9 protein-coding genes are annotated in these 14,129 nt (G+C 74.0%); 2 read left to right on the plus strand and 7 right to left on the minus strand.

What is annotated here, in order from left to right; translation table 11 throughout:
* Nucleotides 1-574 precede the first annotated feature (574 nt).
* The 4 genes from pepN to HFV08_RS08800 all read right to left on the minus strand — a co-directional run bounded on the left by pepN (nt 575) and on the right by HFV08_RS08800 (nt 5,421).
* Nucleotides 575-3,073, minus strand: coding sequence for an aminopeptidase N (gene pepN / locus HFV08_RS08785; RefSeq protein ID WP_168537576.1), 2,499 nt, complete (start codon nt 3,071-3,073; stop codon nt 575-577).
* Nucleotides 3,074-3,176: 103 nt separating this feature from the next.
* Nucleotides 3,177-3,743, minus strand: coding sequence for a response regulator (locus HFV08_RS08790; RefSeq protein WP_168537578.1), 567 nt, complete (start codon nt 3,741-3,743; stop codon nt 3,177-3,179).
* A gap of 347 nt (nt 3,744-4,090) precedes the next feature.
* Nucleotides 4,091-4,498, minus strand: a complete 408-nt coding sequence (locus tag HFV08_RS08795; RefSeq protein ID WP_168537580.1) for a chorismate mutase — start codon at nt 4,496-4,498, stop codon at nt 4,091-4,093.
* Between the two features lie 11 nt (nt 4,499-4,509).
* Nucleotides 4,510-5,421 (minus strand): helix-turn-helix domain-containing protein, encoded by a 912-nt coding sequence (locus HFV08_RS08800; RefSeq protein WP_168537582.1) that lies wholly within the window; start codon nt 5,419-5,421, stop codon nt 4,510-4,512.
* A gap of 289 nt (nt 5,422-5,710) precedes the next feature.
* Between HFV08_RS08800 and HFV08_RS08805 the strand changes: the two genes are divergently transcribed.
* Complete coding sequence (locus tag HFV08_RS08805; RefSeq protein ID WP_168537584.1) at nt 5,711-7,477, plus strand: glycoside hydrolase family 35 protein; 1,767 nt, start codon at nt 5,711-5,713, stop codon at nt 7,475-7,477.
* Nucleotides 7,478-8,048: 571 nt separating this feature from the next.
* On the opposite strand, the gene HFV08_RS08810 is transcribed toward HFV08_RS08805, so the two are convergent.
* Together HFV08_RS08810 and HFV08_RS08815 are read right to left on the minus strand one after the other, a co-directional pair.
* Complete coding sequence (locus HFV08_RS08810) at nt 8,049-11,075, minus strand: endo-alpha-N-acetylgalactosaminidase family protein (protein ID WP_312885475.1); 3,027 nt, start codon at nt 11,073-11,075, stop codon at nt 8,049-8,051.
* Between the two features lie 357 nt (nt 11,076-11,432).
* Nucleotides 11,433-12,212, minus strand: a complete 780-nt coding sequence (locus HFV08_RS08815; protein WP_210430032.1) for a S1 family peptidase — start codon at nt 12,210-12,212, stop codon at nt 11,433-11,435.
* A gap of 213 nt (nt 12,213-12,425) precedes the next feature.
* Between HFV08_RS08815 and HFV08_RS08820 the strand changes: the two genes are divergently transcribed.
* Nucleotides 12,426-13,307, plus strand: coding sequence for a hypothetical protein (locus tag HFV08_RS08820; protein ID WP_168537588.1), 882 nt, complete (start codon nt 12,426-12,428; stop codon nt 13,305-13,307).
* A 57-nt stretch (nt 13,308-13,364) separates the two neighbouring features.
* Here HFV08_RS08820 and HFV08_RS08825 read toward each other — a convergent pair whose 3' ends face one another.
* Nucleotides 13,365-13,886, minus strand: coding sequence for an SRPBCC family protein (locus tag HFV08_RS08825; RefSeq protein ID WP_168537590.1), 522 nt, complete (start codon nt 13,884-13,886; stop codon nt 13,365-13,367).
* Between the last annotated feature and the right edge of the window lie 243 nt (nt 13,887-14,129).

The following is a 14,129-nucleotide window of genomic DNA, read 5'->3' on the forward strand; positions in this document are numbered from 1 at the left end:
GCGGCGGGGTGCTCAATGGCGGTCCTTCAGGTGGGATGCGGGCAGCGGCGCACCAAGCCTGTAGGACCGCCTCGCGGCGCAGGCGCCAAGCAGCGCCGATGCGACCCGAAAGAGGGAAGCGGGGCGGGAGTTGGGGGCGCGGGGGCGGCCGGGCTGCGAGGAGCGCGGTCCGCTCGCGGCACGTGCGACGGCACCCGGCGGCGGGCCCGGACGCGATGCCGGGGCCAGAACCGGCCGTACATCCGAGACGGACCCAGGCCGGAACCCGCACATCCCGACCGCAGAACCAGCCGTACACCCAAGACAGACCCGGACCGCAGCCCGCACATCCCGACCGCAGCTTCCTCTCACCCCAGGTCGGCTGCCCGAGGCCTGCGCTGCCAGCTCGCCCCGGCGCCTCCAGCCGCGGACCGCGCCCGCACCCGCGCCCATGCCCGGGCCCCGGACGCCGGACGCCGGACGCCGGAGTCGGCGGCCTGCCCGCCGCTCCCCCGCCCGCCCCGGGTGTCCGGGGTGGCCCGGGGCTACGTCCCCGGCCCGGGCCCGTGCCGCCGGCCGGAATCGGTGGCTGCCGTCAGTGCGCGGCCCCGCTCTCCTCCTCGCCCGCCTGCACCCGCAGCGCGCGGTGGAGGTCGTCGAGGCGGTCGGCCAGTTCGCGGCGGAGGGCGGGCAGCAGGTCGTCCGCGCGCAGGCACTGCTCGGCGAGTTCGGCGGTGCGGGGGTCGGTGCGGTGGCCGGGGAAGCCGTGGCGGCCCGCGGCGGAGGCGATGGCCGCGCCGCGGCGGGCGGCGAGGGCGGGTACCTCGGTGAAGTAGCGGGGGACGAAGTCGCGTACCAGATCGGCCTGTTCGGGCTGCCAGAAGCCCTGGGCGGTGGCGGTGAAGAGGTAGTTGGAGAGGGTGTCGTCCTCGAACAGGGCCCGCCAGGCCTCCTGTTTGGCGACCGGGTCGGGCAGTGCGGCGCGGCAGCGGGCGGCGCCCTCCTGGCCGGTGGCGCTCGGGTCCTGGACGAGTTCGGCCTCGACGACGGCGTCGTCCACGGCGCCGAGGACGCACAGGCGGCCGAGGATGCGCCAGCGCAGTTCGGGGTCGAGTTCGGGGCCGCCGGGGACGCTGCCGGAGTCGTACCAGTCGCGGATCACATCGGGCTGGGTGGCGGAGTCGATGGCGTGCCGCACGGCGAGCAGGCGCAGCCCGGGGTGGTCGCCGGTCTCGGTGCGGCGCAGCAGGTCGCGGCAGAGTTCGCCGAGGGTGGCGAGGGCCGCGGGGCGGCGTTCGGCGGGCAGGTAGCGGTCGGCGACCAGGCGGCTGAAGGTGAGGACGCCGCTGACGACGGCGAGGTCGCGCTCGTGCGGGAGGTGGGTGCGGGCGGCGTCGAGGTAGGCGGCGGGCGGGAGTTCGCCGTCGCGGACGGCCTCGCGCAGCGCGTTCCACACCACGGCGCGGGTGAGCGGATCGGGCACTCCGGCCAGCGCGTCGAGGGCGGTGCGGGCGGAGGCCGGGTCGAAGCGGATCTTGGCGTAGCCGTAGTCCTGGTCGTTGAGGACGAGGAGGGCGGGCGGGGCGCCGAGGTCGCGGGGGGCGCCGGGGATGTCGCTGTCGAAGCGTTCGCGGAGCACCAGGCGGCTGCCGTCGCCGGGGTCGCGGTCGTAGACGCCGACGGCGATGCGGTGCGGGCGGCTGCCCTCGCGGCTGACGGTGAGGGTGGTGCTGCGGGCGTCGACGGGGGTCAGTTCGGGGGTGAGGGTGTCGACGCCGGTGGTGCGCAGCCACTGGGCGGCCCAGCCGTGGATGTCGCGGTCGGTGTGGCCGGCGAGGGAGTCGAGGAAGTCGGCGAGCGAGGCGTTGGCGAACTTGTGCCGGGCGAAGTGGGTGTTGATCCCGGCGAGGAAGTCCTTCTCGCCCATCCAGTGGACGAGTTGGCGCAGGGCGCTGGCGCCCTTGGCGTAGGAGATGCCGTCGAAGTTGAGCAGGGCGGCGGCGGTGTCGTCGACGGCCTCGGGGGCGACGGGGTGGGTGGAGGGGCGCTGGTCGGCGTCGTAGCCCCAGCCCTTGCGGGCGATGGCGAAGTCGGTCCAGGTGCCGGTGTGGCGGGTGGCCTCGCTGAGGACCTGGTAGCCCATGTACTCGGCGAAGGACTCGTTCAGCCAGATGTCGTCCCACCAGGTGAGGGTGACGAGGTCGCCGAACCACATATGGGCCATCTCGTGGGCGATGACCATGCCGCGGGTCTGGCGTTCGGTGTCGGTGACGGCGGAGCGGTAGAGGAACTCGTCGCGGAAGGTGACGAGTCCGGGGTTCTCCATGGCGCCCGCGTTGAACTCGGGGACGAAGGCCTGGTCGTAGGAGTCGAAGGGGTAGGGCTCCTCGAACTTCTCGTGGTAGCGGTCGAAGCAGGCGCGGGTGATGTCGAGGAGTTCACCGGTGTCGGCGTCGAGGGCGGGGGCCAGGGAGCGGCGGCAGTGCAGTCCGAAGGGGATGCCGCGGTGCTCGGTGCGCACCGAGTACCAGGGGCCGGCGGCGACGGCGACGAGGTAGCAGGAGAGCGGCAGGGTGGGGGCGGCCTGCCAGCGGCCCTGTGCGTCGCGGGTGGTGAGGGTGTTGCCGAGGACGGTCCAGCTCTCGGGGGCGTTGACCCGCAGCTCGAAGACGGATTTCAGGTCGGGCTGGTCGAAGGCGGCGAAGACGCGCTGTACGTCGTCGAGGAAGAGCTGGCTGTAGACGTAGGTCTCGCCGTCGGCGGGGTCGGTGAAGCGGTGCAGTCCCTCGCCGGTGCGGGAGTAGCGCATCTCGGCGTCGACGGTGAGTTCGTGGGGGCCCGCGGTGAGGCTCAGCGGGAGGCGGTTGCCGTCGAGGGCGGCGGGGTCGAGGGGCTGTCCGTCGAGGGTGGCGGCGCGCAGGGTGACGGGCTTCAGCTCGACGAACGTGTCCGCGTCCGATTGTGCGGTGAAGCGGATGACGGTGCGGGAGTCGAAGGTCTCCTCGCCGCGGTCGAGGTCGAGGTCGACCGTGTACCGGTGGACTTCGAGGAGTTGTGCTCGGGTCTGCGCTTCGTCGCGCGTCAGTACGGACATGGTGGCCATGCTGCCTGATGGTCCCGGCGGGGGAACAGGGGGTTTCACCCGGCGTGCGCGGCGGTGAAGGGACGGGGCCGGGCCGCGGCGGCGGCGCGCGGGGTCAGACGCCGCCAAGGGCTTCGGATCCGGCGGCCCGGCCCGGCCGGGCGGGTGACTCGCGCTGGACGGGGACGCGGGTGTCGGGCCCGGTGGCGGGTTGACCGCGGCGGCGGCGCGGCGGGGCGGTGGGCCGGGTCTCGGGATCGGCGCGCAGTTCGCGCAGTTCCGCTTCGAGGGCACGGGTGCGCTGGTGGGCCTCGTAGAGGTAGCGGACCTTGGTGCGCAGGGCGAGCGGGTCGATCGGCTTGAGGACGAGGTCGGCGACGCCGAGTTCGTAGGCGTCGGCGGTGAGCGCGGCGTCGGCGCCGAATCCGGTGAGCAGCAGGACGGGGATGTGCTGGGTCTGCTCCAGGCGCCGCAGGTAGCGGACCACGTCGACTCCGCTGACGCCGGGCATGCGGACGTCGAGGACGAGGAGGCCGATGCTGCCGCGCAGGACGTCCTTGAGGGCGGCGTCGCCGCTGGTGGCGCTCCGCACCGGATAGCCGAGCGGGGCGAGGGCGCATTCGAGCGCGTACAGCGTGTCCTCGTGGTCGTCGACGATCAGGATGCTCGCTTGTGTCGGCAAGGCCCGCGTCCCCTCGCTTGGGTGTCCGGCGCCCGGCCGGACGGACGGTGAGTGGGAGAGCACTCAGCGTAGGATGCCCTATTTCCCGGCGTACGCCGAGGGGGTACGGAGGTGAAGGTGCGCGGCCCGGCGCGACGCGCGCCGCGTGCGCCCCTTCTCAACGGGGCCTGGATGGCGGGCGGTTGGCGCCCCGACCTGCGGGCGAGGGCCTGAGCGGGGACCTCGGGGCGGGCCCGCGCGCGGGGCGCACGCCGGGTCCGGGCTCCCCCGGATCCCGGCCCGGTCCGGGTCCTGAACCCAGGGGACCGGGGGCCGGGTGCGCCGAGGGACCGGAGGCGCGGGTCCGGTCAGTCCGCGGTGGCGGCCGTACGGGAGGCCCCGTTGCCGCGGGCGGGCTCCGCCGACTCGGCGTCCGCGATCTGCTCGTGGTGGCGGATGACCTCGGCGACGATGAAGCCGAGGAGCTTCTCGGCGAAGGAGGGATCGAGCTTCGCGGTCTCGGCGAGCTGGCGCAGGCGCTCGATCTGGCGGGCCTCGCGGGCCGGGTCGGCGGGCGGCAGCCGGTGCAGGGCCTTGAGGCGACCGACCTGCTGGGTGCATTTGAAGCGCTCGGCCAGTATGTGGACGACCGCCGCGTCGATGTTGTCGATGCTGTCGCGCAGCCGGGTCAGCTCGGCGCGCACCGAGGCGTCGGCCTCGGCCACCGTGTCGAGGGCCCCGGCGCTTTCGGCCTGCTGCGGGTCACGGGAGGTCATGGCCCGACACCCTACGTCGCCCCGGGCGCGGCGTCCGGGGCGTCCGGCTGCTGGACCAGCGGCGGATCGTCCGGGTCGGGAACGGCGTTGCTCCAGCCGCCGGGGACGCTGCGGCCCTGCTGGGCGCGGAAGCGGACCGGGGCCATGCCGACGCGGCGGGTGAAGAGCCGGGAGAAGTAGGCGGGGTCGTCGTAGCCGACGCGGCGGGCGACCGCGGCGACCGGCAGATCGGTGACGGCGAGGAGTTCCTTGGCGCGGCCGAGGCGGATGCCGAGCAGGTAGTCCTTGGGGCTGCACCCGGCGCCGCGCCGTACCGCGGTGCGTAGCTCGGCGGGGGTCATGCCGTGCCGGGCGGCGTGCTCGGCGACCGACAGCGGCTGGAAGGCGTCCGCGGCGAGGGCGGCGAGCACCGGGTCCCCGTCCGGGCCGAGGTCGGCGCGGGCCCGGCGCAGCGCGACCAGGAGTTCGTGCACGGCGGCCGCGGTCTCCACCTCCAGGAGCGGGTTGTCGCGGCGGGCGGCCCGGGTCATCCGGCCGACGACGGCGCGGGCGGCGGCCGGGTCGGAGAGGGGGACCACGGGCCGCTCGGGCTCGATGTAGCCGAGTTCGGTGTACGTGGCGGTGGCGGGCCCGGTGAAGTCGACGAAGCACTCGTCCCAGCCGGTGCCGGAGTCCGGGGCGTAGTGGTGGCGGACGCCGGGGGTGAGCCAGAGCAGGGCGGGGGCCCGGACCGGGACGCGGCGGCCGTCGGCGCCCGCGAACCAGCCGCGGCCGGAGCTGAGGACGACGGCGACATGGTGGTCGAGGGTGCGCGGGCCCACCGTGGGCAGGGTGCCGTGCTGGAGGCCGACGCCGAGGCAGACGAGCCCGAGCCGGTAGTGGGCCGGGCTCGGAGTGAAATACCGCATCCAGGTGTGGTACATCCCGTTTCCTCCCTCTTCGGTGCGCGGCTCGCCGGGTCCATTCTCGCGTGGTGCCCGCTCCGGTGGATGGCCGGATTCCGCCGGGGGTTCGCCCGCACGGGCGGCGAACCGGGCCCGGGACCGGAGAACGGGCGCGGAAGCGGGCGGAAGGGCGGGCACCGGCCCGGGTGTCCGCGCGCCTCGCCACGGCCCCTCCGCGGAATCCATGTCCCGCCGATCTTTGTCCATGGACCGGGTCGCCGCCAGGGGTGAGGGTGTCCGGTGCGGGACTGCGAGCGAAAGGCGCCAGATGCACGAGTTCAGGGTGGGCGAGGACGACTTCGAGCTGGACGGCCGCCCGCTGCGGCTGCTCTCCGGCGCCCTCCACTACTTCCGGGTCCACGAGAGCCAGTGGGGGCACCGCCTCGCGATGCTGCGGGCCATGGGCCTCAACTGCGTCGAGACCTATGTGCCGTGGAACCTGCACGAGCCGCGCCCGGGCGAGTACCGCGACCTGGACGCGCTCGGCCGCTTCCTGGACGCCGCCCACGAGGCGGGCCTGTGGGCGATCGTGCGCCCCGGCCCGTACATCTGCGCCGAGTGGGAGAACGGCGGGCTGCCGCACTGGATCACCGGCCCGCTCGGCCCGCGCGCCCGCACCCGGGACGCCGTCTACGGGGCGGCGGTGGCCCGCTGGTTCGCCGCGCTGCTCCCCCAGGTCGTCGCCCGGCAGGTGGACCGCGGCGGCCCGGTCCTGATGGTCCAGGTCGAGAACGAGTACGGCTCCTACGGCTCGGACGCCCGCTACCTGGCGCAGCTGCGGGACCTGCTCCTGGACCTCGGGGTGAGCGTGCCGCTGTTCACCTCCGACGGCCCCGAGGACCACATGCTCACCGGGGGCGGCGTCCCCGGGGTGCTGGCCACCGCGAACTTCGGCTCCGGGGCGCGGGCCGCCTTCGCGACCCTGCGCGGGCACCGGCCGAAGGGCCCGCTGATGTGCATGGAGTTCTGGTGCGGCTGGTTCGACCACTGGGGCGCCGGACATGCCGTACGCGAACCCGGGGACGCGGCGGAGGCGCTGCGGGAGATCCTGGAGTGCGGCGCCTCGGTGAACCTGTACATGGCGCACGGCGGCACCAGCTTCGGCGGCTGGGCCGGCGCCAACCGGGCGGGCGAGCTGCACGACGGCCGCCTGCTCCCGGACGTCACCTCCTACGACTACGACGCGCCGATCGACGAGTACGGCCGCCCCACCCCGAAGTTCTTCGCCTTCCGCGAGGTGCTCGCCGCGTACGCCGAGGAGCCGCCGCCCGGGCTGCCCCCGGCTCCCCCGTCCCTCGGCGCCCCGGTCTTCGCCCCGGTCCGGGACCGGGTGCCGCTCGCCGAGGTGCTTGCCGCGCTCGGCGGCCCCGAGACCGAGGGCCCGCTCCCGCCGAGCTTCGAGGAGCTGGACGTGGACCGCGGTCTGGTCCGCTACACGGTACGGGTGCCGGGTCCGCGGCAGCCGTACCCGCTGAGCGCGCCCGGGCTGCGGGACCGCGCGGTGGTGTACGTGGACGGGCGGCGCGCCGGGGTGCTGACCGAGGAGCAGCCGGTGCTGCCGGAGCCGGTCGCGGGCCCCGCCGAGGTGGAGCTGTGGACCGAGTCGCTCGGCCGGGTCGGCTACGGCCCGCGCACCGGCGAGCCCAAGGGCGCCACCGGCGGCCTGCGGCACGAGCGCCAGTTCCTGCACGGGGTGCGGGCCCGCGGGCTGCGCCTGGACGCCTTCGACGCCGCCGAGCGGGTGCGCGCCCTGCCCTTCACGGCGGCCCCCGGGGACGGCGCCGCGGGCCTGTACCGGGCGAGCGCCGAGATCCGCGGCGCGGGCGACGCGCGCCTGCGGCTGCCCGGCTGGACCCGCGGCTTCGTCTGGGTCAACGGCTTCTGCCTGGGCCGCTACTGGTCCCTCGGCCCGCAGGACTCCCTGTACGTACCCGGCCCGGTGCTGCGCGAGGGCGCCTGCGAGGTCTGGGTCCTGGAACTGGAGGAGGCGGGCACGGCAGTGGAGTTGAGCGGGGTGAGCGGCCCCGGGAGTTGACCGGGGTCCTCGACACGACGAGCAACGGGGTCCTCGACACGGCGAGTTGGGCGGCGAAGCCGGATCGGCGCGTGGGCATCGGCACGTGAACAGGGGCGCCCGCTCGGCGAGTTGAGGAGGGCACGTGAACAGGGCCGCCCGCTCGGCGAGTTGAGGAAGGCGCGTGAACAGGGCCGCCCGGTCGGCGAGTTGAGGAGGGCGCGGGGCCCGGGAAGGTGAACGGGGCTGCCGGCAGGGCGAGTTGGTCGGGCCGCGGGCCGCTCCGCTCACCCGCGGGCCACGCCCGGAGCGCGGTCCCGCTCCACGCACGGGGCCCGGTTCCGACGTACGGAACCGGGCCCTGCCGTGCCCTGTGCGGACCGCCCGCGCCGGGTGGTCGGGCCCGGCGCGAGCGGTTTCCCCCGGCGCCCCGGTGGGGCGCCCGATCGGGGGACCGGCCGGGGCGCGGGGCCCCGGCCGGTCCGGGGGCTGAGAGTGCCCGAGGAGGTGGGCGCTCTCCGCGGGGGGACCGCCGCCGCGGTCCCTCGCGCGGGGCGGGCGGTTGCGGGTCCGCCCGCCCCCTGCCGAAGGGTCAGACCTCCCGGACCTCGAAGGCGTCCAGGACGAACTCGGCCGTGCCGTCCTTGCCGGTCTTGCGCAGCCCGACCCAGGCCTCGCCCTTCTCGGGGGCGGTGAACTCGTAGCTCAGCGCGGCCGGTTCGGTGGCCACCGGCAGCTTCCTGCGGTCGAGTTCGCGGGCGCCGGGCTCGTCGACGCCGGTGATCCAGGCGTACTGGTCCGCCTTCTCGTTCTCGTACAGGAAGGAGACCCGGTACCTCCTGCCCGGCTCGAAGCGGACGGTGCCCGGCACCGTGCGGTAGACGAGTCCCTCGTTCTCGCCCCGGGACTTCAGGGACTCGCCGCCCTCGATGACGTCGTCGATCGCCTTCCCGTTCCAGCCGCGCTGGGTGTACGGGGCGTGCTTCTGCGCGATATGGGTGCGCGGGTCGGTGCTGTCCCCGGCGTCGCCCTTGACGAAGGGGCCCCAGCCCTGCGGCACGTGCTCGAAGTCCTCGAAGACCAGGGCGCCCTCCTTGGCGGACCGCCGCCCGGGCACCACCCGTACCGCGTCGAAGCGGACCCGGGCCGTGCCTTCCCCGGCGGTCAGGGCGAGTTCGACGGGCCCGCCGCCCTCGGGGACGGTGAACCAGGTGAACAGGCGCTGGAAGCGGGTCTTCTGCTTGCGGTCGGAGGCGACGTAGTTCCCGGCCGTGGAGGTCTCGGTGAAGTTGACCGCACGCTCGCCGTCCGCGGTGCGCACCTCCAGGGCCGCCCGGCGCCGCTCCCCCGCCTTCTCGCCGACCTCGACCTGCACCGAGGCCGCGTAGGTCCCCGGGGCGAGGCGGCCGAGGGTCTGCGAGACGGCCGCCGCGCCGCCCGCGCCGATCACGAGTTCGTGGTCGCCGCGCTCGCTGCGCACCACCTTCGCCGGGCCCTTCGCGCGCCAGCCGGACAGATCACCGGAGTGGAAGCCCGGGTTGCGCACCGGCGTGTGCTGGCCCCAGTCGGCCTCGGCGCCCTCGCGGACCCGGCGCGGATGCACCACGTAGGGCTGCTTCGCCTCGGCGTCCAGGGTGACCTTCCCGCCGCGCACCCGGGCGTCGGTGACATGGACGCGGCCCTGGTCGGTCAGCCGGTAGACGCTGACGGTGGAGCGGTGCGCCCAGCCGCGGGGCAGCTGCCAGGTGCTGCGGCCGCCCTTCGGGTGGTAGTGGTACAGCTTCTCCGGGTCGGTGGCCCGGCGCGGCTGCCAGGGCAGCAGATAGCTGCCGCCGTCGTAGACGAGGCGGCCGTCGGTGGTGATCTGCCGGGTGCCGTCCGCGTCGGAGACGACGGTGCGGGTGGCGCCGAAGAAGGTGACCTCGTGCGCGCTCCACTTCTTGATCGGCTGGGCCTGGAGGTACTTGGCCGGGAGGGCGTCGGTCCAGATGATCTCGTAGAACTCCGCCCAGTCGGTCTTGCCGACCCAGCCCTCGTAGTTGCCCATCCGGCCGTGGCCGAGCAGCGTCGGCCACTTGTCGGCGAAGACGTCCTTCTGGTGGTGGCGTACGAAGCGGATCAGCTGCGAGTTGAGGCCGCGAGAGGTGTCGGCGCCGTAGTCGGGCTCATTGGCCCAGTGCGACCAGACCGAGGAGCGCTCCAGGCCGTGGCCCCACTCGGTGGTGACGATCCAGCCCTGCTCGGCGAGGGCCCGCTGGAGCCGGTCGGAGTTCCAGCCGGACTCGCGGAAGACGTCGATGTAGAGGGTGTTGAGCGCCGGGTCGGTCTGGGCGCGCAGGTCGGCGAAGCGCTTGACGATGTCGCCGGAGACCAGATCGCGGCGGGGGTCGATCCGGTAGGACTGGTCCAGCCAGTCCCACTGCTTGTCCTCCTTGTCGACCAGGGTCTCCGAGAAGGACTCGGCCACCGGGTACGACTCGGTGGCGTTGACGTGCACCGAGAAGTCGCTGTTCCACCTGCGGCCCTCGCGGACCAGGGCGTTCAGCTCGTCGAGCCCGCCCGCGCGCTTGTTGTAGTTGCCCGCGTAGTCGGGGTGCGCCGAGTCGTGGCCCTCGGAGGCGTACCCCTTGATCAGGGTGTACTGCCGCAGCCCGTCGGTGGCCAGGCTGATCCGCTTGACCTCGTCGAGGGTGGCGAGGAAGGGGTTGGTGGCCTGGGAGGCGAAGTTGAAGGGGATGTGGGCGACGACGCGCAGATGCTGGTCCTCGGCGCCGCGCGGGGTGACCATCACGTCCCGGAAGGCGATCGCGGCGTCCTGCCAGTCGACCTCGCCGTCGTCGTTGCGGTCCCCGGTGACGATCACCGTGGCGTAGGGCAGCGGCTCGGTGGCGTCCACCGGTGAGGTGGCCGCGCGGTGCGTCCACTGGCCGGGGGCGAGCTGGGCCTTCACATAGCCCTCGGCGCGGACCGTGCTGTGCCACAGCCGCCCGTTCTCCCAGCTGGTCTTCTCGTCGGTCCGGTCCCAGACGGTGTTGGTCTCGAAGGCGCCGCCGAGCCGGTCGTGGGCGAGGACCGCGTAGGCGCACCCGGCGGGCGCCGCGGCCGGGGTGTCCTTACCGGGCCGTACGAAGGTGTCGCCGCTCTTGGCCTTGTCCAGCTGCACCTTGGCCGCGAGGAGGGTCGCCCCGGGCTGGTCGCTGCGGACGGAGAGCAGGGCGAGACCGGGGATCTGGAGGGTGCCCACCCGCAGGGCCCCGGTGTCGGCGATCCGGGTCACCCGCCAGTCGACGCGGCGGCCCTCGACCGAGATGCGGACCTCGATCCGGGTGCCGCCCTCGAAGTCGAGGCGGTAGTCGGCGTGGTCGCCGCGCAGCCGGGAGCCGACCTTCGGGGTGTGCTCCGCGCCGTCGATCAGGACGGTGGTGACCTCGTCCTCCTGGCCGTGCAGCACGGCGCGGTCCGCGCGGTCGGTGTAGCTGATGACGCGGGGGAAGCCGGTGGCCACCCGCACCTCCAGCTCCCGGGAGCGGATGACACCGTCCGCGGGCGCCGCGGCGGCGGTGCCCCCGAGGCCCCCGAGGGCTACTCCGGCTCCGGCCAGGGCTCCCGCCGCGACCACGGTCCTTCTCCTCGGCGCAAACGTGTCTGACTGCAAGGCACACCCTCCTGAGGATCAACTTCCGTGGCCGTAACCATGCTGCTGACCGGCCGGTCAGGCCCATGGACAAAGGAGGCGCAGGTCTTGGACTAACGTCCGCACCCGCGCGGCGGACCCCGCGGTGAACGGGCGGGGAACGGCACGCGGGCCGGACACGGAACAGGACCCGGAGCGGCACAGCGGCTCCGGGTCCTGCTCGTCGTACGGGTACTGCGGTGCACCAGTGCTGCGGTGGTGCGTCAGTGCTGCGCGTCCGGTCGAGCGGGTGCTCGGTTCAGCGCGGGCGCCCGCCGGTGGGGGGACGGTGGTGCTGCCGGGTCACAGACCCTGGGCGGCCTCAGCGATGTCCGCGGCGAAGGTCGAGACCTCGGTGTAGACGCCGGGGTAGCCGGGCTGGGCGCAGCCCTGGCCCCAGGAGACGATGCCGACCTGGATGAAGGCGCCGGAGTCGTCCTTGCGGAACATGGGACCGCCGGAGTCGCCCTGGCAGGTGTCGACGCCGCCCTCCTCGATGAGGCCGGCGCAGATCTCCTCGTCCGGGGTCAGGTCGTCGCCGTAGGCGTTGCCGCAGGCGGCGTCGTCCACGAAGGGGACCTCGGCCTTGAGCAGGTAGCGCTGCTGGTCGCCACCCTCCTTGTCGGCACCCCAGCCGGCGATGGTGAAGTCACCCTCGTTGTAGCTGGCGTCGGTGGCGATCTTCAGGGTGGGCTGGTCGATCGGCTTGTCCAGCTTGATCAGGGCCCAGTCCTTGCCCTTGCCGTTGTAGCCGGGGGCCTGCAGGACCTCGGTGGACTGCGCGGTGATCGCGTCGCTGCTCTCCAGGTCCACGACACCACCGGTGGCGGTGATGCTGGTGTCCGGGCCGGAGCCGTCGACACAGTGGGCCGCGGTCAGGACGATGTCCTGCTCGTAGAGTGCGCCACCACAGCCCATCGACAGCCGGACCATGAAGGGGAATTCGCCCTGCTCGGCCTGGGTTCCGCCGACGACGGGCGCCGGGGCGGCCTGGGCGGCGGGCTGAAGGGAGAAGGCGGCGAGCGTGACGGCGCCGGCGGCGAGAAGTCTCTTCGTCGTGGTGATCTTCGTAGAGCGCTTCAACGTTCTTCCTTTCGTGGGGGGTTGAACGCGCCAACAGGCCACGGGCCGCCCGCCGTGTGCGTGGGGGTGGCATGGGCCCGTCAAAGCGTTGTTGGATTATGGGGATGCGCGTCACCAAACGACAAGAGGGCAAAAACCAGCCAGCGGCCGGAAAGCGCTCTCGGATACCGTCCGAAAACGGGACGGCTTCGACTCCTGACCGGGGGTGTGTGCATGGCGGACAGCGGACCGGTGACTCGCGGTTTTCCGCATCTGGACACCGTCCACGCGGCACTGACCGCGCTGTATCGGCGACTTTCGGCCAGCGGGGTCCAGGCTTTCGGCCTGAGCGTCCCGCCCTCGGACGTGGCCTTCGACGAGGAGGAGGACCTGCACCACGGCGCGCAGCGGATCGCGGGCGCGCTGGTGCGGCACTACCGGCTGCCGGACGCCCGCGCCGTGGTGAGCTTCCGGGAGATGACCCACGCCGCCACCGTCGAACCGACCGCGGGGCCCGAGTACTTCATCGAGCTGAACAACCGCTTCCGCGGCCACCGCAGGGACATCGGCGCCGCCCTCGCGCACGAGATCGCGCATGTCCTGCTGCACCGCCTGGACCTGTCCTTCCCCGGCACCCGGGACAACGAGATCCTCACCGACACCGTGACCGCCTACCTCGGCGCGGGCTGGCTGCTGCTCGACGCCTTCCGCGCGGACGCCCTCTCCTCGCAGAAGCTCGGCTACCTCACCCCCGAGGAGTTCGGCTACGTACTGGCCCTGCGCGCCCGGCACTTCGGCGAGGACCCCGCGCCCTGGTTCACCAGCCCCCAGGCGTACCCGGCCTACCAGGAGGGCCTGGCCCTGGCCCGGCACGAGGGACGCCGCCCCCCGCTCGCGGCAGCGGCCTGGGCCGATCGCCGCCGCTACGCCAGGGACCGCCGCCTGGCCCGGGCGGGCGACCCGCTCACCACCGCCCCCTACCGCTTCGAGGGCCTCGGCCCCGCCTCGGTCTCCTTCGCCTGCCCGGCCTGCTTCCAGCGGATCCGGGTGCCGGTACGGGGCAGGCTGCGCGCCCGGTGCTCCCTGTGCGGCACGGTGCACGACTGCGAGACCTGACCGCGGCGGCGCTCACCGGACCGGGCGGCGTCGCTCACCCGCCCAGGGCGCCGCGGGTCACTCCCCGCGGGTGGCGCCGCCGCGCTCCAGCTGCCGCTTGAGCGTCGCGAGAGTGTGCCGGATGTTGCCCCGCTGGAAGTCGGCGAAGACCTTGCCGCGGGTGACCGCCTTGTCGAAGCCGTTGGCGAGGAAATCCGGCCAGGAGCGGCGGTCGTCGGTCCAGGTCTCGGTCACCTGGGTGCCGCCGTCCACCGCCTCGAAGCGGTACTCCCAGCTCGCGATCCTGGAGGGCAGCGCGAGGCGCCGGGGCCCGAACGCCCGCACCCGGAAGGCGAACCGCTCCCCCGGCTCGGCGGCGGTGACCACGCACTGGGTCGTCCACTTCACGCCACCGCGCTTGTTGTGCCCGGCGAAACGCAGCCCGACCCTGGTCCCCTGGCCCCATCCCTCGCCCAGCGTGGCGCCCTGGTTCTCCGGGCTCCAGCTCGCCATCCGGCGCGGATCGCTGATCTGCTCGTAGACCTCCCCCGGGTCGAGGGCGATGACGATGCTGTCCGAGACGGTGAAGGTACGCGGCATGTGCGGGGCTCCGATCGTAGGCTGCCGACGTTAGACGGCGGCCCCCACCAGGGGGGAGAGCGGAACGGCGAGAGTCACATCACGGAGTACGGCCAAGGCACGCGGGCACCCTGCTCACGCGGGCACCCTGCTGAGGGACGTCGGCCCCCAGGACCCGGACACCCGCGTACGGATGCGCCGCGCTCCGCCGATGACGACCCACCGCGGCGGCCAAGCCGCCCCGGGAGCGGGTGGAGGCGGGTG

This window comes from Streptomyces physcomitrii (genome assembly GCF_012273655.1).
Classification (GTDB): Bacteria; Actinomycetota; Actinomycetes; order Streptomycetales; family Streptomycetaceae; genus Streptomyces; species Streptomyces physcomitrii.